General features: G+C 32.4%; 25 protein-coding genes. 1 reads left to right on the forward strand and 24 read right to left on the reverse strand.

Annotated features, from left to right (window positions below):
* Positions 1–73 precede the first annotated feature (73 nt).
* A complete protein-coding gene (locus GCQ56_RS19460; RefSeq protein ID WP_152736212.1) occupies positions 74–3,331 on the forward strand; it encodes a S41 family peptidase in 3,258 nt (1,085 codons plus the stop codon).
* A 167-nt stretch (positions 3,332–3,498) separates the two neighbouring features.
* Here GCQ56_RS19460 and GCQ56_RS19465 read toward each other — a convergent pair whose 3' ends face one another.
* From GCQ56_RS19465 to GCQ56_RS19585, 24 genes are all read right to left on the reverse strand, one after another.
* Positions 3,499–4,173, reverse strand: coding sequence for a 4-hydroxythreonine-4-phosphate dehydrogenase (locus tag GCQ56_RS19465; protein WP_193323850.1), 675 nt, complete (start codon positions 4,171–4,173; stop codon positions 3,499–3,501).
* Positions 4,174–4,254: 81 nt separating this feature from the next.
* Positions 4,255–4,698, reverse strand: a complete 444-nt coding sequence (locus GCQ56_RS19475) for a GNAT family N-acetyltransferase (protein WP_152736214.1) — start codon at positions 4,696–4,698, stop codon at positions 4,255–4,257.
* Positions 4,699–4,744: 46 nt separating this feature from the next.
* Positions 4,745–5,290 carry a hypothetical protein gene (locus GCQ56_RS19480; RefSeq protein ID WP_152736215.1) on the reverse strand — a complete coding sequence of 182 codons (546 nt, stop codon included), beginning with the start codon at positions 5,288–5,290 and terminating at the stop codon, positions 4,745–4,747.
* Positions 5,291–5,334: 44 nt separating this feature from the next.
* Positions 5,335–5,748 carry an RDD family protein gene (locus tag GCQ56_RS19485; protein WP_152736216.1) on the reverse strand — a complete coding sequence of 138 codons (414 nt, stop codon included), beginning with the start codon at positions 5,746–5,748 and terminating at the stop codon, positions 5,335–5,337.
* Complete coding sequence (locus GCQ56_RS19490; protein WP_152736217.1) at positions 5,745–6,944, reverse strand: carcinine hydrolase/isopenicillin-N N-acyltransferase family protein; 1,200 nt, start codon at positions 6,942–6,944, stop codon at positions 5,745–5,747. The genes GCQ56_RS19485 and GCQ56_RS19490 overlap by 4 nt, the downstream gene beginning before the upstream one ends.
* Before the next feature lie 73 nt (positions 6,945–7,017).
* Positions 7,018–8,763, reverse strand: coding sequence for a hypothetical protein (locus GCQ56_RS19495; RefSeq protein ID WP_152736218.1), 1,746 nt, complete (start codon positions 8,761–8,763; stop codon positions 7,018–7,020).
* Between the two features lie 149 nt (positions 8,764–8,912).
* Complete coding sequence (locus GCQ56_RS19500; RefSeq protein WP_152736219.1) at positions 8,913–9,539, reverse strand: hypothetical protein; 627 nt, start codon at positions 9,537–9,539, stop codon at positions 8,913–8,915.
* Positions 9,540–9,650: 111 nt separating this feature from the next.
* On the reverse strand, positions 9,651–10,157 hold the full coding sequence (locus tag GCQ56_RS19505) for a type II CAAX prenyl endopeptidase Rce1 family protein (protein ID WP_152736220.1): 507 nt from the start codon (positions 10,155–10,157) through the stop codon (positions 9,651–9,653).
* A 51-nt stretch (positions 10,158–10,208) separates the two neighbouring features.
* Positions 10,209–10,922 (reverse strand): DUF3667 domain-containing protein, encoded by a 714-nt coding sequence (locus tag GCQ56_RS19510; RefSeq protein ID WP_152736221.1) that lies wholly within the window; start codon positions 10,920–10,922, stop codon positions 10,209–10,211.
* Between the two features lie 80 nt (positions 10,923–11,002).
* Positions 11,003–11,761: a hypothetical protein gene (locus GCQ56_RS19515; protein ID WP_152736222.1), complete on the reverse strand. Its 759-nt coding sequence runs from the start codon at positions 11,759–11,761 to the stop codon at positions 11,003–11,005.
* Positions 11,762–11,770: 9 nt separating this feature from the next.
* Positions 11,771–12,031 carry a transporter suffix domain-containing protein gene (locus tag GCQ56_RS19520; protein WP_152736223.1) on the reverse strand — a complete coding sequence of 87 codons (261 nt, stop codon included), beginning with the start codon at positions 12,029–12,031 and terminating at the stop codon, positions 11,771–11,773.
* A gap of 65 nt (positions 12,032–12,096) precedes the next feature.
* Complete coding sequence (locus tag GCQ56_RS19525) at positions 12,097–12,693, reverse strand: hypothetical protein (RefSeq protein ID WP_152736224.1); 597 nt, start codon at positions 12,691–12,693, stop codon at positions 12,097–12,099.
* 64 nt (positions 12,694–12,757) lie between these two features.
* Positions 12,758–13,519, reverse strand: coding sequence for a dimethylarginine dimethylaminohydrolase family protein (locus GCQ56_RS19530; protein WP_152736225.1), 762 nt, complete (start codon positions 13,517–13,519; stop codon positions 12,758–12,760).
* A gap of 389 nt (positions 13,520–13,908) precedes the next feature.
* Positions 13,909–14,943: a serine hydrolase gene (locus GCQ56_RS19535; RefSeq protein WP_152736226.1), complete on the reverse strand. Its 1,035-nt coding sequence runs from the start codon at positions 14,941–14,943 to the stop codon at positions 13,909–13,911.
* 104 nt (positions 14,944–15,047) lie between these two features.
* Positions 15,048–15,473: a hypothetical protein gene (locus GCQ56_RS19540; RefSeq protein ID WP_152736227.1), complete on the reverse strand. Its 426-nt coding sequence runs from the start codon at positions 15,471–15,473 to the stop codon at positions 15,048–15,050.
* 79 nt (positions 15,474–15,552) lie between these two features.
* Complete coding sequence (locus GCQ56_RS19545) at positions 15,553–16,500, reverse strand: TRM11 family methyltransferase (protein WP_152736228.1); 948 nt, start codon at positions 16,498–16,500, stop codon at positions 15,553–15,555.
* A 95-nt stretch (positions 16,501–16,595) separates the two neighbouring features.
* Positions 16,596–17,417 (reverse strand): SecDF P1 head subdomain-containing protein, encoded by an 822-nt coding sequence (locus tag GCQ56_RS19550; RefSeq protein WP_152736229.1) that lies wholly within the window; start codon positions 17,415–17,417, stop codon positions 16,596–16,598.
* 361 nt (positions 17,418–17,778) lie between these two features.
* The gene (locus GCQ56_RS19555) at positions 17,779–18,780 is read right to left on the reverse strand and encodes a cation diffusion facilitator family transporter (RefSeq protein ID WP_152736230.1); all 1,002 of its coding nucleotides are present in this window, start codon (positions 18,778–18,780) and stop codon (positions 17,779–17,781) included.
* Between the two features lie 74 nt (positions 18,781–18,854).
* The gene (locus GCQ56_RS19560; protein WP_152736231.1) at positions 18,855–19,244 is read right to left on the reverse strand and encodes a DUF3795 domain-containing protein; all 390 of its coding nucleotides are present in this window, start codon (positions 19,242–19,244) and stop codon (positions 18,855–18,857) included.
* A gap of 4 nt (positions 19,245–19,248) precedes the next feature.
* Positions 19,249–20,373 (reverse strand): hypothetical protein, encoded by a 1,125-nt coding sequence (locus GCQ56_RS19565; protein ID WP_152736232.1) that lies wholly within the window; start codon positions 20,371–20,373, stop codon positions 19,249–19,251.
* A 263-nt stretch (positions 20,374–20,636) separates the two neighbouring features.
* Complete coding sequence (locus GCQ56_RS19570; protein WP_152736236.1) at positions 20,637–21,194, reverse strand: GNAT family N-acetyltransferase; 558 nt, start codon at positions 21,192–21,194, stop codon at positions 20,637–20,639.
* Between the two features lie 374 nt (positions 21,195–21,568).
* Positions 21,569–22,195, reverse strand: coding sequence for a hypothetical protein (locus GCQ56_RS19575; RefSeq protein WP_152736233.1), 627 nt, complete (start codon positions 22,193–22,195; stop codon positions 21,569–21,571).
* Positions 22,196–22,618: 423 nt separating this feature from the next.
* Positions 22,619–23,116: an SMI1/KNR4 family protein gene (locus GCQ56_RS19580; RefSeq protein ID WP_152736234.1), complete on the reverse strand. Its 498-nt coding sequence runs from the start codon at positions 23,114–23,116 to the stop codon at positions 22,619–22,621.
* Positions 23,117–23,499: 383 nt separating this feature from the next.
* Positions 23,500–24,360 carry a hypothetical protein gene (locus GCQ56_RS19585; RefSeq protein ID WP_152736235.1) on the reverse strand — a complete coding sequence of 287 codons (861 nt, stop codon included), beginning with the start codon at positions 24,358–24,360 and terminating at the stop codon, positions 23,500–23,502.
* Positions 24,361–24,514 lie beyond the last annotated feature (154 nt).

Genomic DNA, 24,514 nt, shown 5'->3' on the forward strand with positions numbered 1-24,514 from the left:
ATTTTACCCACGGGTATAAGAATTTAACAGAATTGTTCTTTTACCCATATTTTTTTTAACAACATACACTAAAATGAAAAGAACAATTATTTTCTTGTTCGCTGCACTTTTATGTGGATTCGTCTCGGCTAAAGGAAATACCGAATGGATACGCTACGCAGCGATTTCTCCAAATGGAGAACAGATTGTATTTGCCAATAGAGGAGATCTTTACTTGGTATCAGCAAATGGTGGCGAAGCTCGTCCACTTACCTTTCACGAGGCACACGATTTTATGCCTGTATGGAGTCATAATGGAAGTAAAATTGCATTTGCATCGGAGCGATTTGGAAACTTTGATGTATTCGTAATGAATGCCAATGGCGGAGCAGCAAAGAGATTAACTTATCATTCAAAATCGGAATATCCTTATACATTTAGTAGTGATGACAAGAATGTAATTTTTGGTGCACAAAGATTGGATGCAGTAAATCACCGTCAATATCCACACAGGTCGCAAACTGAATTGTATCAGGTAGCTGCCAGTGGTAGTCGCATTAATCAGGTTTGGACTATTCCTGCAGAAGATGTAAAGGTTAGCAGAGATGGATCACAAATGATATATCACGATAAAAAAGGTGGTGAGGATGAGTTCCGTAAACATCATACTTCAGCCGTTACTCGCGACATATGGAAATACGATGTAAAAAGCAACAAGCACAGTATGATCACCAGTTTTAATGGTGAAGATAGAAACCCTGTTTACAGTACCGATGAAAAAAGCATCTACTACTTAAGCGAAGAAAGTGGTTGTTTCAATGTTCACAAATTAGAATTGGCGAATCCAGCTAATAAAGAACAAATCACAGCGTTCAAAATGCATCCTGTTCGTTACTTAAGTATGGCGAATAATGGAACTCTTTGCTATACTCACAATGGTGAATTGTTTACAATGACCAATGGTAAGCAGCAAAAGATAAATGTAAGCATCAATACCGAAGGTAAAAGCAATAATGAAAAAATTATTTCGGTTAGTGGAAATGTAAAAGAAATGGCTGTTTCGCCTGATGGAAAGGAAATTGCATACATTGCCAGAGGCGAAGTGTTTGTTTCATCGGTTGGTGCTAAAATGACCAAGCGAATTACTACAACTCCTGCCGAAGAGCGTTTTGTAAGCTTTTCTCCTGATGGGGAAAGCATTATTTATGCTAGCGAAAGAAATGCCAAATGGGGAATTTATCAAAGTAAAAAAGTAAGCAATACTGAACCTTACTTCTACGCTTCTACCCTACTAAAAGAGGAGCCTTTGATCGTAAACGAAAATGAAAATTACGAACCTAAATTCTCTCCAGACGGAAAAGAAGTTGCTTTTATTGAGAACAAAACTTCATTGAAAATTTTCAATATCGAAAGCAAAAAAATCCGTACCATTATGAATGGTGATCAATTGTTCTACATGGGCGATGGCGATCAGTATTTTTCATGGAGCCCGGACAGCAAGTGGTTGCTAGTAGAATATTCACCTGTATTGGCAAATAGCGAAGTTGCATTGATTGCTGCTGATGGCAAACAAAAAATGATCAACCTTACCGAGAGTGGTTATGGTGATGCAAGTCCTATTTGGGTAAATGGTGGTAAGCAAATGCTTTGGTTTAGCGATAGACACGGTTTGCGTTCTTATGCCAATAGCGGTTCTCGTCAGATGGATGTGTACACTATGTTCTTTACGAAAGACTCATGGGACAGATTCAATATGAGCAAAGATGATTATGCTCTGTTGAAAGAGATCGAGAAGAAAGAAAAAGAAGAAAAGGAAAAAGCTAAGAAAGAAGCGGATAAGGATAAGAAAAAATCGAAGAAGAAAGATAAAAAGGAAGAAGTTAAAAAAGACAGCACTCTTACCTTCGATTGGGATGAATTGAAAGATCGTAAGAAACGATTGACGCTTCACTCCTCGAAATTGGCTGATGCGGTTCTTTCTAAAGATGGTGAAACACTTTACTATCTTGCTAAATTTGAGAAGGGATACAATCTTTGGAGTACAAAGTTGCGCACTAAGGAAACCAAAATGTTGATCAAATTAGGTTCAAGAAATGGTAGCCTGCAATGGGATAAGAAAAAAGAAAAGTTATTCCTGCTATCGAATGGTAGTATTTCTACTGTTGATTTAAAAGGGAAATCAACCAAACCTGTTTCTATCCGAGGAGAAATGACTCTTGATGTAACTGCAGAGCGTCAGCAAATGTTTGATCATGTTTGGAGACGTAACAAGAGTATGTTCTACATTTCGAATTATCATGGTGTAGATTGGGATGCGCTAAAAGAAAACTATGAACCTAAGCTACAATCCATCAGCAACGATCTTGAATTCTCACAATTGCTTGGTGAAATGTTAGGTGAATTGAATGTTTCTCATTGCGGTGCTCGATATTATGGTGGTATTTCGAATGGAGACAAAACAGCATCATTGGGTATTTTTATCGACTACGATTACAAAGGCGAAGGAATTAAAATCGCCGAAATCATGAAAGGTGGTCCTCTTGACAAGAAAAACTTAAAGGTTTCTAGAGGTATGATTATAGAGCAAATCGATGGAATTAAAATTGGTAAGGATGTTGATTACGCCAAATTCATGAATCGAAAAGCTGGAAAATTCACAGCTCTGCATATTGTTGATCCTACAACAAAAAAATCTCAAAACATCACTGTTAAACCAATCTCAACCAGTGCTGCAAATGATTTACAGTACAAAAGATGGGTGAAAAAGAATGAGGAAGAAGTTGACAAATTGAGCAATGGAAAATTGGCTTACGTTCACATTCCTGGAATGAACGATGGTGCTTACCGTAATACCTACGAAAAAGTAATGGGTAAATATTACGATAGAGATGGCGTAATAATCGATACTCGTTTTAATGGCGGTGGCGATTTGGTAGGTGACATTACCATGTTCTTAACCGGAGAAACTTTTATGACCTATGCAATTGAAGACAGAGCAATTGGTTACGAGCCAGGATACAGATGGACAAAACCATCGGTAGCAATGGTTAACGAAGCTAACTATAGCGATGGTCACTGTTTCTCATGTGCATATCAGGATTTAGGAATTGGAAAACTAATTGGTATGCCAGTTCCTGGAACTTGTAGTTTTGCAGGTTGGGAAATGTTGCAAAACGGAAACGTACTTTGGGGATCGATTCCTGTTAGTGCAAAAAATAAAGCAGGTGAATGGTTGGAAAACAACGAGACCGTTCCAGAAATTCAAGTGAAAAACATGCCTGGGAAAATTGACAATGGCAACGACCAGCAACTGGAAGCTGCCGTTAAAGCATTATTGGAAGCATGTGAATAAAAATTAATCTGTATTAAAATACAAAAGCCGTTGAGTAAGTTACTCAGCGGCTTTTTTTATATTGATGTCTCGTCCTGAAATAAGTTGACAAAAAGTTGACTTTTTTGAAAATGTAAATCAATTCTCCCCTTTATGTGGAATGTCCTAAGGACAGAAGAGTATTCTTGTTATCTGCTCATCTCTAAAATGCATTCAACCTGACCTGAAACTCCTCCATTTTTCGATGGAAATTCCATAGCAAATGCAGCTGTACCAACAGTGAATCCGGAAGCTCCTTTGGTTTTCACCACTTCAATTCTCTCCTCACGATCGATACTACCTGCAACGATAACCGGTTTTTTTGAAGTGTTGCAAACTTCCTGAATCAACAAAGGAACATCTTCACCTGTAAATCGATAGGCTAAAAGATCCAAACCATCTACACCTTCAATAGAAGTAATCTGCTCAGCATGTGCTGCGATTTCAGAAATACTTCCGGTAAGTATACTTGGATGGTCTTCAATTTTTCCTACAAATGGATAATATTTTAGAGAATGATCTTTCACCAGTTCAGCAATCAACTCAGGTCTTGTTCCGCCCAGCAAATAGTCAACATTCAAATCCATGGCTACTTTAGCTGATTGTTTTTCACTTTCAGCATCTAAACTTACCACCTCTAAATAAACTGTTACTCCTTCTTTTCGTAAATCCTCAGTAAGATTCTTTAATTCTTCAATAGACAAACCTATATCCTTAAATCCTATGTGCTTTGCTCCTGCTGCCGCAATCTCCTTCACATATTTTCTGGCATCAGAAATGGTCTGATCATCCTTGGTCAGCATAAATATAAAATCGATACTCATCTTTCTTGTTAATGTTAGTAGTTGTGTGTTTGAAAGGCAAAAGTAACATTTTATTGAATGCTTTATTCATTATTTTGCGCTCTATTCATCTAGTCTCATATGCAGTATTGGATAAGGTTTACCTGAGGAATCCAATTCGGAACGATTGTAAGTAGTAAACCCAAACTTTTCATAGAATCCAATCGCTTGTGGGTTGTCTTCGTTCACATCTACTTTCGTTACATTTTGTTCTTTTAGAGCATACTGCAAAAGAGCTTTTCCTATTCCCTTTCCACGTGCATTTGGATGAATGAACAGCATCTCCAAATTCTGATCTGCAACACCACTAAAACCAATTATATTGCCATTTTCATTTTTTATACATCTCAATTTTACCGCATCCAAATAGGTATTTAAGATCAGCGGCTTAAAATATTCTATATCCTCTTCCTTTAAAAAATCATGAGTTGCCCGAACAGATTCTTCCCAAACATCAACTACAGTCGAATATTCTTCCTTTTTTATTTTCTCAATCTTGTAGTTCATCTATACATTCTTTCTTTTTCAAGTATGAATAGTCATACTTCTATTATCACATAATATATCCCCAAGCATAAATCTCTTTCCATTTATTATTAATTCTTTTATAAATGGAAATCCACTCGTCACCGCAATCTTCTCCACAATCATAATATCTCTTTATAATAACAATATTCATCGATTTTGAAAATAAGGGCATACTTATTCTGAAACACTCCTCATTCATTTCAAAATCTCTAAAATCAAATGTATTGTACTTAATAACCCAAAGAAACTCTTTTCTGGATTGCTCTTGTCGAATGATATACAATTTATCCTGTGGACTAAATATAGAATCCACATTAACTCCTTCAACTTCAAAAAGAGAATTCCAGTCGGTGAATTGACTTGAAAGTTTTTTAGGATTCATCAACTCAACTGGCTGTTTAATAAACGATAATGAATCATTAGTTCCAGTGTTAAATTCATGAGCAATTTTATCTAAATATGCATTTAAAAATTCAATAACAATTGAATCCGAAATGACATCATTATAAGATTGAGCTCGGGCTGAAACTCCTAATATAATTAGGATTGTAATGATTAGAAAATGTTTCATTTTGTAAATTTCGTAACAATAGAACTATAATATTCTCACACTTATTAATTTTTATTAATGACTCGTGTTTCAGATATTTTATCGTGCCAGCCAACCGAACTATCCATAAGAAAAGACAACTGTTCAAAAGGAATAAAACGACTAAATGTTCTTAAGAGAAAATCTAAAAAACCGACCTTATCATTATCAATACGAACAATTTTTGTTCTCGTAATAAGTTTCCCTATTGTTGTTTTAAAAATACCCTCAAAAATTAAATAGTACAGTAGTGCAACTGGCAAAAATGTGAATTCCAAATCCATACTTTCTCCCTCTTTCAAATTCTCAAAGAGCCCCATCTTTGTCATTACTATTATGAATAGCGGCAATAGAATCAACCATAAAATGGAAATGCAGATTGTATCAACCAGCCAATTTGTAAACCTCTTTGTTTTTGATGCAATTGAATTAGAACTCATTTTTTAACTCCGTTCGTATAATAAATTGTTTTTTCTTTTATGCCTGTATTTGACCAATAATTCCATTCTCCCTCTCTCAATCGATGTTTAAAATATCCGCTTATTTTTATCCTACCATTTTCATGATATTCACTATACTTACCATCCAAAACTTCAGGATTTAAATTGGAGCAATGAGATTCACCTTGCAATGTATCATTCATAAAATAATCTCTCATAATGTAATCTCCAGTTACACTGTCCTGGATTGTTTTACGGTAAAATCTGGCTTTCCTACTTTTGCTTGTTACCTGCCAATTTTTATCAAAAAATAAAAGAGTAGAATTGGTGGTAAGAAAATCTTCATCACAATACTTTATATCTTTCCACTCATTTTTTTCTGTAGAAAGCAAATCTGACAAATAGTAAGAATGCTGATCTTTTTTCAGTTCTTCATACAAGTTTATTTTCACAAGCTGAGAAAAATTGCCATTAATACAAATATGAATGTCTCCAGTGTTTAAATTACAAACTGTAGAATAAATGGTTTTTGAAAATAAGTTATTCTGATGTGTTTCTTTAAGAACAGACATAAAGTTATTCACACTTACATCCAGATTATTACAAAGTTTACTCGCCTTATTATATCTTCCACTTCCTATATTGTACCAAGCGGGTTTCTTTTCAACATTAGCACTTTCAATTCTAAAATTAGAACAAACTTGATAATTCTTTTCTTTCCTGCTAATTACTAATCCCTTTTTATCATGAGTTATAATTGCACTTTCACCCTCAGCATCAACCACCATTAATTGAGATATCGAAAAACCTTCCCAATGGTATTTTTCAAACACATGTATTACTTCATTAACAGTAGCACATTCTTCCAGTATTTTATACAATACATTCCCTCCAATATCCAACTTACCAGTAATATTTTCATTTGCAACATAAGGATAAGCTCTTAATCCATCCCAAAACAATCCTTTTTCGTTTATCCCGGACTGAACTGAGCCATTGTATCCAAATAATGCATGTCCATATCTACCCTGTTTGGCTGGAATAATAAAAACCTGAGAATTGCTCGGCTTAAAATCCTCGTTACTACCAACCAATGTTACTTTCTTATTTGCTTTAGTAAAAACTGTACATGCATATGAATCTTTACAGATAAAACAGCTAAGTAAAAAACACAAACCAAATAAGTATTTATTCATTTTTTGATACAATCTATTTAAACAGTGTTAATAATTTCACTATCCACTGCTATACAAAACTTAATAATCTTAATTAAAGATCTTTATGTAAGAGTAGAAGAATTCCTTTATTGGTAGCTAGAAAAACATTCCCCTCACGATCAATAACAAAATCATTTATAATATTCTTATAATTCTTTTGGTCATATCCAAACCGCACGATTCTCTTCTCTTTCATCATATATAAAGCATTAGACTTCGAATTCATCCAAATCTCATTGCCGACTCCTCCCCTAACTTTATTAATATAGTTTGATTTTATAACACTATTCGAAGGATTTATATTTTCCCATTTGTCTTCTTTGTAATATAATAATCCACCGTCATCAACAGACCCACTAAAAGCCATCAACAATCCATTATTTTTTTCACAAAATGATCCGATCCAATTGTTACTTATAAAAGAGTTGACATCTTCTTCATAATGCTCAATTTTATTATCACCATAAATAAACAATCCATCATAAGTTCCAACCCAAATTTTCCCGTTATAAGATTTAATGGCTTTGCAATAGTTGTACGCTTTATTAAAATAGAAGGAATTATATTTACTTTTTGAATCCAATTGAATTGTATCGTATTTTGTTTTATGAATCTTAGGATTAAATAATTTCGACCATTTTTTTGAATTCTTATTAAATATATTGATACAATTATCTGCACCTATAAGAATTGAATCATTTACTGAACTTATACTAGTTATATAATTACAAGTTAAACCTGAATTTTTGGTGTTTAATAAGCGTAGTGAATCATTTACAATATGTATCAATCCAGATTTAGAATAATCTCTTCTGTTTTTATATGGAACCCATATTTCACCATCTTTATCTGCATGTATTTTGGCTTCAAACAAGCGATCCCAATTATCAGTACCATAGGAGTATACTGTTTTATTTTTCAAACAAAATATCCCCTTATATTCAGTAACAAACCAAATAAAACCAAATTTATCAATTTCAATTGCTATAATTCTGTCATCCGGAAATCCTTTAAAACTCTCCTTATTAATAACATAGCTATAATTATCAAGATGTGTAAAGAAGTTATTAATTTTCGGAATTTGCTTATAACTCACCTCTGAAGATAAAGTATAGCGATTTGTTACATAAAGATGATCTGAAAAAAATAAATCATCTATAGATAAAAGAGGCTTTGTAGTTGTCTTTTTATTGAGTAGATTCTTTCCTATCAAAAAACTATCATTTGAATATTTTTCTGTTAAAACTACTTTATCATCAACAGTAGAAACAAATATCCATTTTCCATGTTTTAAACCATTCTTAAATTTACCATTCAATCTGTATTGTTTACTTCCTATTAAAACAAGGTGATCAATTTCGCCATTACCATTCTGCAAAGTCTGAGTATTTTTCGAATTGTAAAATTCCAGTACTTTCTTTTTACCATCAGTATATTCCATTTTTATCAACGGCTTACCTGTCGCATAATAAAATGTCCAGATTCCTTTTTTCTTGCCATTCTCAAAAAAACCTTTTATCAACACATTTTCATTGCTATTTCTTTTAATATATTCCCCAGAAAGCTTCGCATTTTTGTAATTTCCAGATGATATTGAAATAGAATCGTTAATGAGTAAATCTTTAAAACTACCTTCATATACCCCATTCTTAACAGTTGTCAGTCTACAATAAGTTGCTTTATTTTTTACGGTTAATTCCCAGTTAGCATTATAATATAAAGTGTCTTTTTTAGCATCGAAACTTAGTACTGTACTGATATTTACAAAAAAAAGTAGTAACGTTATTCCTAATTTCATTTAATCGTTATTTAAAACAAGTTTTAGTGTAAAATGGATATTGCCTTTTTAAATTGATTTTGATATTCATTCTACCTCCTATTTTTTCAATAAATTCTCTCGCTAAATTATAAATCCTATTATCGAAACAAAACTTCAACTATTTCTAGTTAAAGTTTTACATTCTTCAATCTATCAATACAGTATTTAAACATGTTTATTGCTTCTTCAATTTCTTGTTTATCCATTTCATTTATTACAAAATAAATGGACAATGCATTCTTCGATTTTATCGTATTGAAATCGAAATAAGCAATCTTTAGTTGTTCCAACCAACTCCTAATTTTATGATCCAAAAATGAATTCAATAGTTTTGATTCATTTGTTTCAATGAAAAATTTATCATCAAATTCTTTATCATTTATCTGCAGTTCCTTCTGTCCGAAGACTTTCGATATTTTATCAAAGTAATCTTCGCAACGAATCGAAAAATTGAATTGATTATTAGTAATTAATGGATAGCTAAATATTGGAGTCTTAACCTCGCTGGTAGATACTTTAATATTATTTCTCCCGTACGGAATGTGAACATCTAAAAATAAAAGACTATTGTACATCACATCCTGCCTCTCATAATTTGTTATCTGCTCCAAAAGTCCTTTATCTGAAAAAACTCTCTTTCTTAGCTCAAATTTTCCAAACTTCTCACTGGCAATTTCTTCCCAATTCCTTACCTGTTTATTTACCTGATCAATCGTAAATCTACTTCCTTCTCTTTTCATTTTATAATTGTTCATTTAGATTAAGGTTTGAATCTGCATTCACTGTTTCCTTCCAAAGGATGTTACTATATTCTCTAATGTTATCATTTTATTCATTAGAAAATCTAACTTGATCACTTTAAATATTTAATGCAAAAAAAAGCGTTCCATTGCAATAATTACTACTGATATACTATTTCGGAAAGCATGAATAAAAGATGTTATCCAGAAACTTGATTCTTTCCTATCTTGAAAAATCAGGTACGATTTCGCAAGAAAAAATCCAGATGGAACTACCAAAATTGCATACCAAATACTATAGCTGACATGCAATAAGGAAAAAATTAATATTGAGGCTATTAATCCAACATTATGCGAATTTTGTTTAAAGAATTTTTGAGCAAGATAAATTGGGATAAGCTGTGCCATTATAGTTTCAAAAATAGGTGCTATAATAACAGTAAGAATAATTAAACCTAAAAGGCTTATTACATCAGTTTCAAATCCTCCTAAATCACTGATTTTAAATCCAAACAATTGAAATAAATAACCAATAGGAATTGAACACAAAATCATTAACAAACCAGTTATAATAATGAAATTAAATGGTTTCAAAACTAACCATCTGTGATATAATACAACTATTACATTCATTTTAGTGTTTTTAGTAGCACACGTTATTTAGCGTCCTCAGATAATTGTAATTTATTTTAGGATCCAATCGAATAGTGTTCCTGAAGATTGTGCCAATAGAGCAAAGGAAAGAAAGCCTAGCATGTAAGAAGCGAATGCTTTCCAATAGGAGAAAATTCTTTTCCCATTAAAAAATTGTCCTACAGCCCAGGTAGTATAGATCATTCCAAGAATTGATGCAGTTTGCATCACTCGTATATGCGTTACTCCTTCAAAAATTGCAAAAACAGAATAGATCAACATTCCCATGCCTAAAACAAAACAGAGAAGTATTAAGATCTCGAAATAATTGTAATCGTATTTTCTGAAAAATATTTTAATCCAAATGGCCATAAATGCTCCAATTAATATATTGGTATATCCATAATGAGATTGTATCCAGTTGAAAATAAGATTTGTAGTCGCATCATCGCTGCTAAACTCAATATAACCACCAATTACCCCCAAATATCTACATACAATTGTATAAATCAAGGAACTCACAATTATAAATACAAATGGCTTTATAAGCCGATTTCTATTCTCAAGTACAAACTCCCGAACACAAACACCTGGTTTGGTAAGCAATTCTTTTATGGTATACAATATTCCCTTTTCAAATTGAATCACTTTACGAATTTCAAGTAAAATATAAGTACCATCTATTCTTTTTAGATTTACACTCAGCCCGCAATTGGAACAAAAATTACCATCTACTGTATGCTTACAGTTTTTGCATGTATTCATATTTTTTAAATTAGGTTAGGTTTCATTTTTAATTGGGGTTTTCAGCTTATGCATCAATAAACAGCAATTGCAGGTTTCATTTATTCAATACACTTCTCAAAAATTAAATGAAGATTCTTTAAATCACTTTTTTCTTTCAAGTGTTCATCTATTTCTGTCTCTCCCATGCTTTGAATTTTATAATCTGGAAGAACTTCTCCAAAAAATAGTGATACAAATGTGTCCACAACTCTCTCCTTTAGTATATGTGAAACCTTGTACTTTTGAATGATTGATTTTTCCATACCGATGTGCACAATCTCATGTATTATTGTGTTGGCGGGATTTTCATAATTTTTAAAGTCACCTTCCTTAGTTGTAAATAATGTTACCCACCCGGCATCTTGGTTGTAACTCCCTCCACTTCCATATAAGGTAAGAATCACTTTATAATCCTTAAACATCTTAAATTCCCAATTAAAAGATCTCTTTGATAATTCAATTTGATGAATAATATTACTTATTAATTGTTTCTGCTCATTCACTTTTTCTAGAGCCAACTTGTAATCACTTTCATTATATACTTTTGATTCAAGCAATTGATAAATTGAAGCAAAATCATTATTACTAAAAGTTCCATTTTTTGATTTAACAATCAAAGAATCTATCAATTCATCATCAGGAAGTTTAACAGCGTATCCTTGTTTTTCAAAGAATTCAATATCTCTAATGGTTCTCCATATCGAACTTGCCTCTTGTTCTATCGAAGGAATATCAAAAGAGAATCCCTCTCTTCTTTCTTCCGATTTATACGATGAGAATACCAGTAATGCAATTAAAATTGAGTTTATTAGTTTCATTATATTAAGTTATTCCTTATTCTTATCTCCTTTTTTAAACCAATTTTTAGGATTAAAGTAGGCTTTGTATTTTACAAAGAGCTCCTTGCCAAGTAATAATCCTCCACCCCAAAACAGCACCTCTCCTATTATCAGAGATATTGTTGAGAGTGTAATTATGGTTTTGGATTCCAAATCAAGAAATGGAATTGCAGGGATAATTAGAAAAAACGGAATACAGAAAATCATCAAAAATATTCCTACTCTTATTTTCCAGTTCTTTTTTTCCATAATCCTTGTTCTTGATTGTTATTTAAAATGGATGAAAGTCAATTGATCATCTCTTTCAACACTTCTTAACTCTTAATCATCTGATTATAATATTTGCCTTTTGAAAGACAATACTCACTTTCCCAAATTTCTCTATTTAATTTTTCTCTGTATTTACTCCAGTGATTGTGTAACTTATAAGTTGCCTCCCATGCAATTTCTTTATTCTCTGCACACAGGAGCATTTCTTGCATGTACTTATTATTAACAGCCAAAAAAAAGCGATAGGATAAGATTGGATCGATACTCTCAATTTTAACAATTTTCCTTCTTACCAATGAATAAAAGGGTTCAAAATATGTCAAATAATTCGCCATATCGATGATATCATCCTTGGTAAAAGGATTTTCTTTTTGACCATCGGCTTTTGATTCTTCCAACATCTTATATATTCGAACAATAAATTCATTGGTAATGAACTCCGTATTTATTCTTAAAATAAAATCTGCCTCATTTAAATCTCCCTCGCGTTTAAACTGAAAAAACAATGCAATTACACCTCCTGCAGCTGTTAAATTTGCAAGTGTGCTTATATAAGGGCTTACAGTTTGTTTAAAGGGTTCAGTATTCGATATCACAACAATTAGAAAAACCCCTAGAATAATAAGAACTGATTTTTTCATATTTAATTCATTTAATTGCACTTAATGTAAAAGTTAGATCCTTCGGATATTTCTTAATAATTCCTTAAAAACGCAAGGATAAACAACTCAATCCACCATCCAACTTTCTGAACTCAGAAACATCAATTTCTTTTACTTCATATCCTGCATTTTTAATTATTTCCTTCGCCTTAGGATATCCTTTAGGAACCAAAACTCTATCATTTACCCATATGCAATTGGCTGCATAACTTTCCTTTTCATCAATCTCAAGAATAGTAAATTTTTGAAATTCTTCTTTAGATAAGAATTCACCACAGGCTAATAAATTGTTTTGCTCCAAATAAGCCACTCCAGTTTTCAAATGCAATACCTCTTCCAGTTTCACTGTAAAGCCTCTCATACCGTATTTCTCCAAATATTCAATTACCTGCCTGGCACCTTCTTCATTTGTTCTCTCCGATAATCCGATGTAAAAATCCGATCCTACCATCATTATATCACCCGCTTCAACCGTTCCTGGCAACTCCACCTCTTCAATATTGCTATAATGCTCTTTCAGCACTTTCTTAATTTCTACAACCTCTCCACGTCGCGACAATGCTCCGGGATTAGTGACGATTGCACACTTATGGGTTAGTAATGCTGTATCTTCCACAAAAGTTGAATCAGGATAGTCTTCGTCTGCATTTAAAACAATTACTTCCAATCCACACTCTTGCAATGCCTTTACGTATTCAGCATGCTGTAGCAATGCCTTTTCATAATCAGGCAAACCCAATTCTGCAGTGGTCAACCCTTTTAACATGCTTTTTCCAGGCTTTCGTACAATTGCTTTTCTGAACATATCTTTTTCTTTTATTCTTAATTAAAATAAGCAATTTTAAAAAGTACAATACATACTCAATAAATCAGCAGAATGCACTTCTCAATACATCAACTAAAAATAACGATATATAAATGGTAAACAATAACAGGTAAAGATGTAAACCTATAAAAGCATGTAAAATAGAAAGGATCTACATAATAAAAGAGTAGCGTAATTGTGAGAACCTATGGATAGATTCCCCCACTCGTGTTTTTTAACTAAGCGAATGTTAGATTAAGAATGAGCTGTATTGCTTACCTGCTCGAAGATATGAGCAGGCAATAGCAGCGGAAGTCCTAAAAAGAAGATGAATTGTTTTCAGTAAGAATTTGAAATCTTAGCTGATTTGCGAAAGGTTTAGCCTCCGTTTAGCTCTTTTTACGTTTCAGAATTTTTACAATTCTATTGTTTATGATTTCCGACAAATTCCACATATACAGCTTACGATCAGTTGTGCTGTAAAACTGTACAATAACTGCATCAAGCTCTTTGTTATAATTTGCAAAACTTTGATATCCCGGAACCCAACCTGAATGTTCATACTCATAAATGGAAGCATATATTTCCTGCTCTCCTGGTTCAAACAATGATCCATCGTTCAATGCCCTTAGAAAATTACCCACATCTTCTGCTGTTGCATGCATGCCATAGTCGTTTTCCTTTAAATCATGGGGATATCCTATATGATAACCGCTCATCACATCATCAAGATTCACCTCACTCACCGAACTAAAAGTGTTCTTAAGATGTAGTGGATTTAGAATTTCTTCCTGAATGAATTGAAAGTTACCATAGCCCAGCACCTCATCCATGATTTTATTGAGTAACAAATAGTTTGTATTGCAATACTCATAGTCTTCTCCTGGTTCAAAATTGGCTGGTAGGTCTTTAATTAATGCAAGACTTTCTTCATAGGAACCCGTTGGAGCTGCCCAAAAATTCGGAGCATCTGTAAAATTGGGAATGCCACTTCTATGCTGTATCATCATCCTCAGGGTAATTTTCTCAGCATTTTCGATTCTACCAACAAGATCCGGCAGATAATCAGCCAAGCTTTTATCCAGGGAAAGTTGTCCTTTGCTTACCAACTTGGTGACAGCCACAGCATCGTACAACTTACTGATGCTGGCAATTTTATACAAAGCTTGAGCCTTGGCAGGAATCTTAGTTTCTCGATTGTGCCAGCCCGAAGCATAATACTGAGGAGCTTTGCCAGCTTGATCTACATAAACAATCACTCCTTCAAATCCATGACCAACAGCCTCGTCTAACTGTTCCTGAACGGTATCCGGTAAGGGTAGAATCCATGCTTTTACCAAAAGCCATGGCACAAAAAACATAGAGGTAATAGTTCCTACAAACAAGATAATTCTTACTATTCGTGTGCGTTGTTTCTTTGTCATAACCTATCTTTTTGCTGGCAATAAACTCTATTTAAATTACACCTTACTCTTTAATCAGAGATCAAATCATACAGCATATAAAATTTTGCAATGCTTAATTGCTTTCACTTGTTAACATAATCAGGATGAATTGTAAAAGTTTTAAGTGTACTTTGTCTTTTAATTCTAAAAGTAAAACCCCAGTCATCTTTAAAAATTGAATCTCCTTTTTGAATATAGCTATAAAAACCAGTTCTATCATCTTTATAAGGATGAAAACAAAATGAAGAACCATCCGAAAGCCTAATTTCTACGGTATTCCAATTGTGATTGTGCCTGTCCTTAAACTTTCTAAGGATTACGCCTTCATATGACTTTTTGAAATTTAATTTTCTATGATTCTTTTCACCTGTAGTATAAACTGTATCCGTATCTGCTATCACTTCCTCCTTATCCATAAATATTGAATTTATGGCATTAATAATCATACAAATGACTGCAATACCAAAATAAAGACCGTATGTAATTTTTCTCCTCTTAGATATTTCCATGAATAGTTATTCAATTAAAAAACTTAAGGTAGCACTCTTACTTTTCTTGCAGAGAAGGATCATTAATATATTCGACGAACTAATTCTTCCTTTCACAAACCCATATTCTTCTCGAGAAATAGGATTTTCCTTTTTTAGTAACGCTACAACAATCTGATATTTGGAAACCTGTACCCTCAATCACTTTGGTAATGTCCGAAGTAGATACAATAACCAATCGATCTGTAATTTCTGCAGTTGACTCGATAATATGAATCACATCATTCTCATCGGCACAGCTAAATAAATTGTATGGAAGATCAATTATGGCTGCATCATACCTGTTGGCAATATCTTTTATATCCGATCGGTAAACATTTGCCGTATAGTTAAAATGAGCAAGGTTCACACGCGAGTCTCTAACCACTTTCCAGTTGATATCGCAGCCCTCAATTTTATTACCTGCAAAACAAGCTTCAAGCATTATGGTACCAACCCCACAACAAGCATCCAACAGCTTTGTTTCTTTATTCGTACTTGCTGCAATATTAACTAGAGCTTTGGCAATATTTATACTAATCGAGTTACTATACGAACGTGGTTTCTTATTGTGTTTCTCCCAATCAAAACTATTTTTAACCAAAATCCCAAAACACCAAACTCCCTCGAAATAGCATAAGGCATAAGTTGTAGTAGGTTTGTAATAATCCGGTTCGCCATCAATACTGTAACCAATATCCCTTAACTTATTAAGTCTGTCGGCATACCTGGTTTTATCGCCATCAAACACCAAATACTCAACCTTAAAACCATCAATGCAAATGTTTTCCTTTTTAATTTTATCAATTAACTCCTCATAATCTTCCGAAAATAAAGAAATGTCAAGTCTGTTTTTAATAAATGCACTATCCGAAGGTTCTACTTTTACAACTGAACAAAGTAACTTGTTCTCTTCTTCTTTATTAAAAAGACATTTCGATTCCAGCTTGCACAACTCACTTTCAGTATGGTCGTAAATAAAGGAATAGATATAATTGTTTATCTGCATATTTTTTGATTTGATAATCTTTTGGCAATGGTCTCTTGGTACTATTCTACATTCAATCGTTTTTCAATCTCCTTTAACCTGAGTCCTAACCTGCCTTATTTTCTTTTTAGTGTTTCAATCATTTGATCAATTTCATCTTCCGAAAAATCTCCACTTATCGAAGCCTTTCCTCCCACTATCTCAGAAAGTACTTTTGGAATTGAGACAATATGTTTATCTATTACAATGGCAACTGGTTTTCCAATGTTCTCTTTTGTGAGCAAATAGAACTTTCTTGCTCCCTCTTTTGTGAATACAATACTAATCTCTGATCGGTCACTATAAGTACTAAAAACCTTTTTTACTTCTAAAATATCTCTTGTAGTCAAAGAAGGAGTTTCTTCCAATAAGACATCCTTATCTGCCATAGAATTCTTATAACCAACGGTCGCGTAAAAACCATTCTCCCTATCAACAGGTATTGGCTGAAATTTCTTCGTCGGTTTTTCAATACTTTTGCCGAAATTATCACTTATTCTCTCTATTTCATTATTTATGTCACTAAATTTGTCAGAAATCGCCGCGCTCATCTCTCCCGAACTAAAAAACTTTTCAAAAGCACTCGATTGTAGAAATTCATAAAGGTCATTAATTTCAGCATCACTTAACATTTCAGTAAACGTTTCAGTAAGCCGTTTAACAATTTCCTCATCCGTTAATTGCTTTTCCAATTCACTAATCTTTATACTATCATTTCCTTTTGCCTGATATTTTAAAGCTTCTATTTGGAATTGAAAATTTGTTTTTTGATTCTCTATCAAGTTCAATTTATTGATTATAGCGAGAGTCTTATTATTTCTAGTTTGAGTAAAAGCAACAAATACCATGGATAGCAAAAGCAATCCTATACTTACTACTTTTATGCAATGTTTTCTCATCGAATTGTTTTATTAGTGCTGTTATTTTAGTTCGTGATTTACTACTTATAATAAGTAAGTTTGAAATAGAATTGCAAAAATTAAAATGTTTTGTTCAAAATTCTATTTATTCTTGTAAGCAGAACCCTAAAATACATTTCTATAAAAGACCTACCAAATTCTATTGCCTTTATGTTCACACTTAAGACATTTCCCTTTTAAAGAAACCGATCCGTTTTTAGTTCAATAACTGAAAGCAAAAAACAAAGCCTTAAAAGCTAGCCGAGAGACAAACTTTTAAGGCTCTAATCATTTATTCATCTAATTTTATGAGGATGAGCAACGCTTACTTTTGTTACCGCCTGGTGTTTTTACATTTTACTTATTTTTCAATTTTTTCTTTTGTAAATTTTTTCATGTCAAACTTTAATTGTGCTTCAAAATCATTGGTTCTTTCCTTACAATCTACTCTTTTGCAATTCTTACAGTATTTCTTAAAACATTCATCAGTGTGCAAATTGAAAACAATATCTTCCGAGAAATTTGAAACTAATAAGTTTTTTAATTTTTCTCCTTCTTCATGAGCATCTGATAAATACAAATTCCAAGGTAAAACCAAATCACAATTTATATGAAATACATTTCCGTATTTAACAAGTTTAAAATTGTGTATATCAATCCACTCATCAGGTTTGTTGTTTTCAATTATTTTACCGAATTGCTCAATCAATTTGAAATCTGCTTCGTCCATTAAATTCGATGTGGTTTCTTTAAGTATTTTCAAGCCTGTTATTACAATAATAGTCCCAAAAATCAGGGCTATCAAACTGTCTAACCACGCTAATTTTGTATAGTACAGCAAAACTAGACCAATCACTAAGCCAATTGATGAATAAGTATCGGAAAGCAAGTGTTTCCCTCCTGATATTAAGGCGATTGAATTGTTTTTACTGCCAATTCTTATACTATACCAACCAATTAAATAATTTAACAAACCTGCAACGGCAACAATAACAATTCCTATGTCCAATTGCGAAACTTCTGCTGGAACAAAAAGTCGTTTAATTGCTTCAAAAATGATTATTATTCCAGCAATTATTATTAAAAAACCTTCGACAGATGCAGATAAAAACTCAGCTTTCCCATGTCCGAAAGGATGATTTTCGTCTATTGGTTTTAACGAAATATAAACGGCATACAAAGTAATAAATCCAGTTGTTACATTTACTGTACTTTCAAGAGCATCAGTTAATATACCTACTGAATTGGTCAAGAAGTAGGCAGTTAATTTTCCGATAAAAATTAAGAATGATAAAATTGCAATGATTATTTGAACATTGAATTTCACATTTTTATTATCTGACTTATTATTTCTACTTTTCATATGATAATGTCACTTCTCTCTTTACACTTGGCGTGTAACATTTTGCGCTATGAATAGTTGCCTATTGCAGAGTATTATTTTTCAAGTTTTATCGTCACCCAGTTCTTGTCAATCATGTATTTTACAAATTCAGATTCTCCTTTTTCCTTTATCATTTCAATCCCTTTTCTCCGATTGGTACGTGTTATAAACTGACCAAATCTAATCATGAGCGGATTATAGATTTTACAATCTTTTACAGATGCATATTCATCACAATCTACACATGAGTTGATTCCTTTCTCAATGCAACACGGTCTCACTTTACATGCTTTGTACCCTACGGCACATTTGGGACTTTCTCCTTTACATCCCTGACAATCTCCTTTCACATATTTTGGACAGGCACCACAATAGAATCCGCAGTATGAAATTAAGCCAATCTGACTTGAATCATCAGTTTGATTTGCAATATTTTTCTCCATGCTATTATTGTTTAGAATTTATAATTTCAATTCCTTCTAAATCTTCAAGCTGAGCAATAAACCCCCAACCGAATTTATCTTCGGATACTTCAACAATTAACTCATTTTCTCCTTTTACCAAAGGCAATTCTATAGTGTTGTGTTTATCTAAAACATAGCCTCTATCATCATACTTCCCCGAATCATAGAAGCTATTATCTCCCCTAAACAATTCTTTCGAGTTTAGATAAACCTTTATTTTATCGCTATATCCAAAATGTAAGTTTTTCTTTTGTGCCTTTTCTGAGCTCAAAATCGTTTTTGCAAGAACAGTATTTTGGGTTTCCGATTTAGTAAAATACCTGTTCAGGTTTATTAAATAATTTTCTTCAGCACTTATCTTATGCCATTTGTTTATTAAATCTTTATCTAAAAATGGTTTTTCAATTGCTAAATCGAAATTATCGTATGGCTCAGATATAAGCCAGTTTGAAATGTATGTTTTATCATCTAAAATTGGTGGAATCCTTACAAAAAGCATATTGGTAGGAGCGTGCTTTGTTATTTTTAGGTTTGCAAAAATTGCAGGATGATAGCTACAAACACCAACACCACCTGAAATCGATTCATGCTTTAATTTTACAGACAGAACTGAATTGGAATTGTTATCGAGATAAACTTTTGCCGTGTCGTCCACAACTTCAATTTTTACATGAAACCACTCTTTTGTCGGAACATTTGCAGTCCCTTGAAATGCTTTCCCATTGTAAAGTTGCCATGTGGCTGACCTGTTAAAAATTGGGTCATATTGTACCGCATCCCATTTCCCGCTTGTATGAGGTTGAAAATAGATGTACTCAAAGTTGCTAAGTGAACCAACCCGAAAAACAATCCCTAAATACGCTTTAGGCGAAGGTGAATATACATCACACTCAAGTATTCCATTTTGAAAATCTATTCCATCCAGGTATGCGATTCCTGTTCCACTGGAGATACATGTGGATAATTTCGAATCAAACTCTTTTACCTCTACAGAGCCTAATGTTTTCCAATCATTCGATGAAAAATCAACCTCTATACTACCTTTTTGTGCCAAACAAATGTTTGTGCATATTATCAGAAACAGGATGGCAATCGATTTGTATTTCATTCTTTTGATCTTAATTTATCTTCCTTAACCTATCCTAAAAATACATTTCTATAATACACCTTCCAAATTCCATTGCCTTTCTATTCAAATTCAAGCTGCTTTCCCTCTAAAAGCAACAGATCCATTTTAAGACCTCAATAATTTTACTTTTTCAATTAACTGAAAGCAAAAAACAAAGCCTTAAAAGTTCGCCAAGAGACAAACTTTTAAGGCTCTAATCATTTATTCATTTTATATGGATGCGCAACGCTTACCTTTATTAGCTACAGTACTTTTTTCAGGCTTATCCAATCATTTTTCAGTTTGCTATAAACTTCCAAATCGGTAAAAATTTTTCCAGTTAATAGTTCTCCGTCTCTTTCAATTCCCTCGAATTTAAATCCAAGTCTCTTAGGTATGTTAGCACTAACTCTGTTCTCAACTGCACATTTAATTTGTACTCGGTTAAATCCTTGATCTTCGAAGGCAAAAGCACAAAGTTTATCAACTGATTTTGTTACAATTCCCTCTTTTTGAAATTTTTCAGAAATCCAATATCCAATTTCTGTAATCTTATTTATTCTATCAGAGTCTTTTAATCCAATCAAACCAATAAATTTATTCTGTTTCCTGATTGTGAAGGTGTAATCAAATTTATCTTTGGGAGCATTAACAACTGAATTGACAAAATTTTCAGTGTCTTCAAGTTTTTTTGTAAATGCAACAAAAGGTAACCATTTACCTAAATATTCTCTCTGGCTATCAATCGTATTAAATATATCAGTTGAATCTGATAAGTCTAATTGTCTTAATTCTATTTCTGAATCTATTTTGATTTTCATTAATTTCACTTTTCGGTATGTTTGTTAAGGCACATCCTTTACACAAGTTAAAGAGTAGACTTTACACTAAATTAGTCTCTACCCTTGTTGATGTTTCTTTTGATCTTAATTTATTTTCGTTAAAGAATCCTAAAAATACATTTCTGTAATAGACCTTCCAAATTCCATTGCCTTTCTATTCAAATTCAAGCTGCTTTCCTTCTAAAAGCAACAGATCCATTTTAAGACCTCAATAATTTTACTTTTTCAAGAATTGAAAGCAAAAAACAAAGCCTTAAAAGATTGCCTATTAACAAACTTTTAAGGCTCTAATCATTTATTCATCTTATTTTATGTGGATGCGCAACGCTTACTTTTGTTATGCCTCGGATTTCTCAACTCCTTTTTTTTAAATCGAAGGTTATTCCAAATCTAAAACCAGTCTCCATTAATCTTTGGTGGTGATTTTCGGGTGAGAAAGGAATCAACGAATGACCTTTTAAATAAGGGTTTATAAATACTGTCGCTCCGCAATCGAAGTCATATTTTGCCGCTATCCCTAAAAGTCCACCTATACCAGTTTGACTATCTATTGATTTAGAGTTACCTGCATCAAAGTCAAGCATCAGACCACCATTTATAAAAAAATACTTTAAGAAGTTGGCTCTCAGAGTTAGAGGTATATTTAAAAGAGAGAAATCTGCATTGTAAGGAGAATCATCCATGTCAGGTGGCAGATTTGGTTGAATTGAAATAGTATGATTTGAGTATTCTAAACCAGTTTCTATTTCCAACCAATTATTTAATGGATAAATATAATTGATTCCTAAAGTGTAAAAATTATCACTATTATAACTCGCTGCTCCTGTTAAATCTTCGAAACGAATTACATCATTTTCACCAAATGATGAAAATGAAATTCCAATTTTTCCATTTTTTTTATCGTCAGCAGTTTTTTGAGCATTAGATAAATTACAAGTAACTAAGAGCAAGAATAGTATTGTAAAAAATTTCAGTTTCATAGTTCTTTTACATTAAGTTAGTGTTTATCTGAAAGCAGTTTTATATGTTCGTTAAGGCACATCCTTTACACAAGTTAAAGAGTAGATTTTACACGAAATTAGTCTCTACCCTTATTGATGTATCTTTTGATCTTAATTTATCTTCCTTAAAGTAAGCTAAAAATACATTTCTGTAATAGACCTTCCAAATTCCATTACCTTTCTATTCAAATTCAAGCTGCTTTCCTTCTAAAAGCAACAGATCCATTTTAAGATCTATTATTTTACTTTTTCAAGAATTAAAAGCAAAAAACAAAGCCTTAAAAGCTTGCCTATTGACAAACTTTTAAGGCTTTTATAATACATTCATCTAATTTTATTGGGATGCGCAACGCTTACTTTTGTTAGCGGTACACCTTGATTATTAAATCACAATACATCCGATTATACCAAAAGACTTAGATGTTCATTATTCTTTGGATTAGTAAACAAGGTTAATAACTGTTCAAAATTCTCACAAACCCTTTCTGATTCTTCAAATTCAGGCTCTGCACCATAAACAATCGCTCCGTAATTTTCTTCATTCAAGCATATCGCGAGATATTGATATTCACCTTTTACCGATAAAGCTATAATCAGATGTTTGTCCCAGAAATCTCTTATCCTTTTTTGCTCTTCTATATCACCTTCAAAAGCATCTAGACTCTGAATTTCAAAATCATTCCATTTAAATGCGATGTCAGATTCATAATTAAAGTCTCCAATGGAATTAAACCAAAACGTTTCTTCCTTATTAGATAAAAAATCAAATTGATCCAGAAAATTCAGATATGACTTTGGTATATTAATATACCGTTGAGTTATTTCATCAGATAATCCCTTTACTGTATTTCGTTGTTTGACAATAAAACCTTGTTTTTCAAAAACCTTCATCTTATTCATTCCAATTATCTATATGTACACTTTATTCTGTGTTTGTTAAGGCACATCCTTTACACAAGTTAAAGATTAGCCTTTACACTAAATTAGTCTCTACCCTTGTTGATGATTCTTTTGATTTTAATTTATTTTCCTTAACCTATCCTAAAAATACATTTCTGTAATAGACCTTCCAAATTCCATTGCCTTTCTATTCAAATTCAAGCTGCTTCCCTTCTAAAAGCAACAGATCTATTTTAAGACCTCAATAATTTTACTTTTTCAAGAACTGAAAGCAAAAAACAAAGCCTTAAAAGCTTGCCTATTGACAAATTTTTAAGGCTTTTATATTCTATTTATCTAATTTTATGTGGATGCGCAACGGTTACTTTTGTTGGGCACCGTATTTATTCAACTTTTCTAATCAAAACTCCACTTTCTTTATCTGCAACGGTTAAAATCTGAGATTCATCTCTAAATACTCTGACAATTTTATATTTATACTTGTTAAAAATCTCAAAACAGTCGTTCTCAGTCATCCATAAAGCACTTCGATGATTATAATAGTATGAAACTCCACTATTATTAATTATTGAGATCTTTTCCTTCAACCCTTTAGTACCTAATTGCTTCTTATTAATCTTAAATTTTAAACTAACAAATGGATAATATCTACCTTTTACCTCCTCTTCTCCAGGAATGTAGGCTTTCACGGTTAGTATTATTGAATCATTTTGTAACAATGTAGCTTCTTCATACTGACCAAGTTTTAATTCATCAGTTTTAGCAATATAATTTTCATTTAGACCATTTAGAGAATAATTAAGTTCTTTTAGCGAATTATCTATGTTAATCAAATAATCTGTGGGGTCAGCGTGTTGCTCTACTGAAATAATTGTATCAGGTGAATTTGCAATTTTAGCTGACGTTGATTGTTGAATTGGTATTGGTTGTTGAATATCTGCAGGTTGTTTGAATGTTGTATATAAAAGACTAATTGCAGTTACAACTAAACCAAATGCACCAACATAAAAACCCCAAATAGAAAATTGTCCAGCTCTCTTGTTTTGCTCCAACTCATCCTTAATAGGAATTATTACTTCAGATTTTACAGCATTTATATTTTCTTCAATTGCAGAAATATTATCACTATGAGATTTCAATTCTTCAATCGCATCATTCAGAGGCTCAATGGAAATCCCATTAGATTGAATATTTGCAACAGCTTTTTCTAAATCCTCAATTATCCCCTTATAACTCTTTGACATATTTATTGATCTGTTTTATATGGTGCCCAACGGCAGTTTGTCTAAAAACTGATTAAACTGCTCAATTAAGCTTTAAATATAGCAGTTTTAAGGATACATAAAAATTGAAAATCCTTTTAATTTGAAATAGAATTGAGGTTCTTATTTGAGCCAA

Source organism: Marinifilum sp. N1E240 (genome assembly GCF_009295825.1).
GTDB lineage: Bacteria > Bacteroidota > Bacteroidia > Bacteroidales > Marinifilaceae > Marinifilum_A > Marinifilum_A sediminis.

Excerpts from the sequence above, each read along its gene's own strand:
- GCQ56_RS19460 (WP_152736212.1), top strand. The coding sequence starts at position 74 with ATGAAAAGAACAATTATTTTCTTGTTCGCTGCACTTTTATGTGGATTC.
- GCQ56_RS19465 (WP_193323850.1), bottom strand. The coding sequence starts at position 4,173 with ATGAGTATCGATTTTATATTTATGCTGACCAAGGATGATCAGACCATT.
- GCQ56_RS19475 (WP_152736214.1), bottom strand. The coding sequence starts at position 4,698 with ATGAACTACAAGATTGAGAAAATAAAAAAGGAAGAATATTCGACTGTA.
- GCQ56_RS19480 (WP_152736215.1), bottom strand. The coding sequence starts at position 5,290 with ATGAAACATTTTCTAATCATTACAATCCTAATTATATTAGGAGTTTCA.
- GCQ56_RS19485 (WP_152736216.1), bottom strand. The coding sequence starts at position 5,748 with ATGAGTTCTAATTCAATTGCATCAAAAACAAAGAGGTTTACAAATTGG.
- GCQ56_RS19490 (WP_152736217.1), bottom strand. The coding sequence starts at position 6,944 with ATGAATAAATACTTATTTGGTTTGTGTTTTTTACTTAGCTGTTTTATC.
- GCQ56_RS19495 (WP_152736218.1), bottom strand. The coding sequence starts at position 8,763 with ATGAAATTAGGAATAACGTTACTACTTTTTTTTGTAAATATCAGTACA.
- GCQ56_RS19500 (WP_152736219.1), bottom strand. The coding sequence starts at position 9,539 with ATGAACAATTATAAAATGAAAAGAGAAGGAAGTAGATTTACGATTGAT.
- GCQ56_RS19505 (WP_152736220.1), bottom strand. The coding sequence starts at position 10,157 with ATGAATGTAATAGTTGTATTATATCACAGATGGTTAGTTTTGAAACCA.
- GCQ56_RS19510 (WP_152736221.1), bottom strand. The coding sequence starts at position 10,922 with ATGAATACATGCAAAAACTGTAAGCATACAGTAGATGGTAATTTTTGT.
- GCQ56_RS19515 (WP_152736222.1), bottom strand. The coding sequence starts at position 11,761 with ATGAAACTAATAAACTCAATTTTAATTGCATTACTGGTATTCTCATCG.
- GCQ56_RS19520 (WP_152736223.1), bottom strand. The coding sequence starts at position 12,031 with ATGGAAAAAAAGAACTGGAAAATAAGAGTAGGAATATTTTTGATGATT.
- GCQ56_RS19525 (WP_152736224.1), bottom strand. The coding sequence starts at position 12,693 with ATGAAAAAATCAGTTCTTATTATTCTAGGGGTTTTTCTAATTGTTGTG.
- GCQ56_RS19530 (WP_152736225.1), bottom strand. The coding sequence starts at position 13,519 with ATGTTCAGAAAAGCAATTGTACGAAAGCCTGGAAAAAGCATGTTAAAA.
- GCQ56_RS19535 (WP_152736226.1), bottom strand. The coding sequence starts at position 14,943 with ATGACAAAGAAACAACGCACACGAATAGTAAGAATTATCTTGTTTGTA.
- GCQ56_RS19540 (WP_152736227.1), bottom strand. The coding sequence starts at position 15,473 with ATGGAAATATCTAAGAGGAGAAAAATTACATACGGTCTTTATTTTGGT.
- GCQ56_RS19545 (WP_152736228.1), bottom strand. The coding sequence starts at position 16,500 with ATGCAGATAAACAATTATATCTATTCCTTTATTTACGACCATACTGAA.
- GCQ56_RS19550 (WP_152736229.1), bottom strand. The coding sequence starts at position 17,417 with ATGAGAAAACATTGCATAAAAGTAGTAAGTATAGGATTGCTTTTGCTA.
- GCQ56_RS19555 (WP_152736230.1), bottom strand. The coding sequence starts at position 18,780 with ATGAAAAGTAGAAATAATAAGTCAGATAATAAAAATGTGAAATTCAAT.
- GCQ56_RS19560 (WP_152736231.1), bottom strand. The coding sequence starts at position 19,244 with ATGGAGAAAAATATTGCAAATCAAACTGATGATTCAAGTCAGATTGGC.
- GCQ56_RS19565 (WP_152736232.1), bottom strand. The coding sequence starts at position 20,373 with ATGAAATACAAATCGATTGCCATCCTGTTTCTGATAATATGCACAAAC.
- GCQ56_RS19570 (WP_152736236.1), bottom strand. The coding sequence starts at position 21,194 with ATGAAAATCAAAATAGATTCAGAAATAGAATTAAGACAATTAGACTTA.
- GCQ56_RS19575 (WP_152736233.1), bottom strand. The coding sequence starts at position 22,195 with ATGAAACTGAAATTTTTTACAATACTATTCTTGCTCTTAGTTACTTGT.
- GCQ56_RS19580 (WP_152736234.1), bottom strand. The coding sequence starts at position 23,116 with ATGAATAAGATGAAGGTTTTTGAAAAACAAGGTTTTATTGTCAAACAA.
- GCQ56_RS19585 (WP_152736235.1), bottom strand. The coding sequence starts at position 24,360 with ATGTCAAAGAGTTATAAGGGGATAATTGAGGATTTAGAAAAAGCTGTT.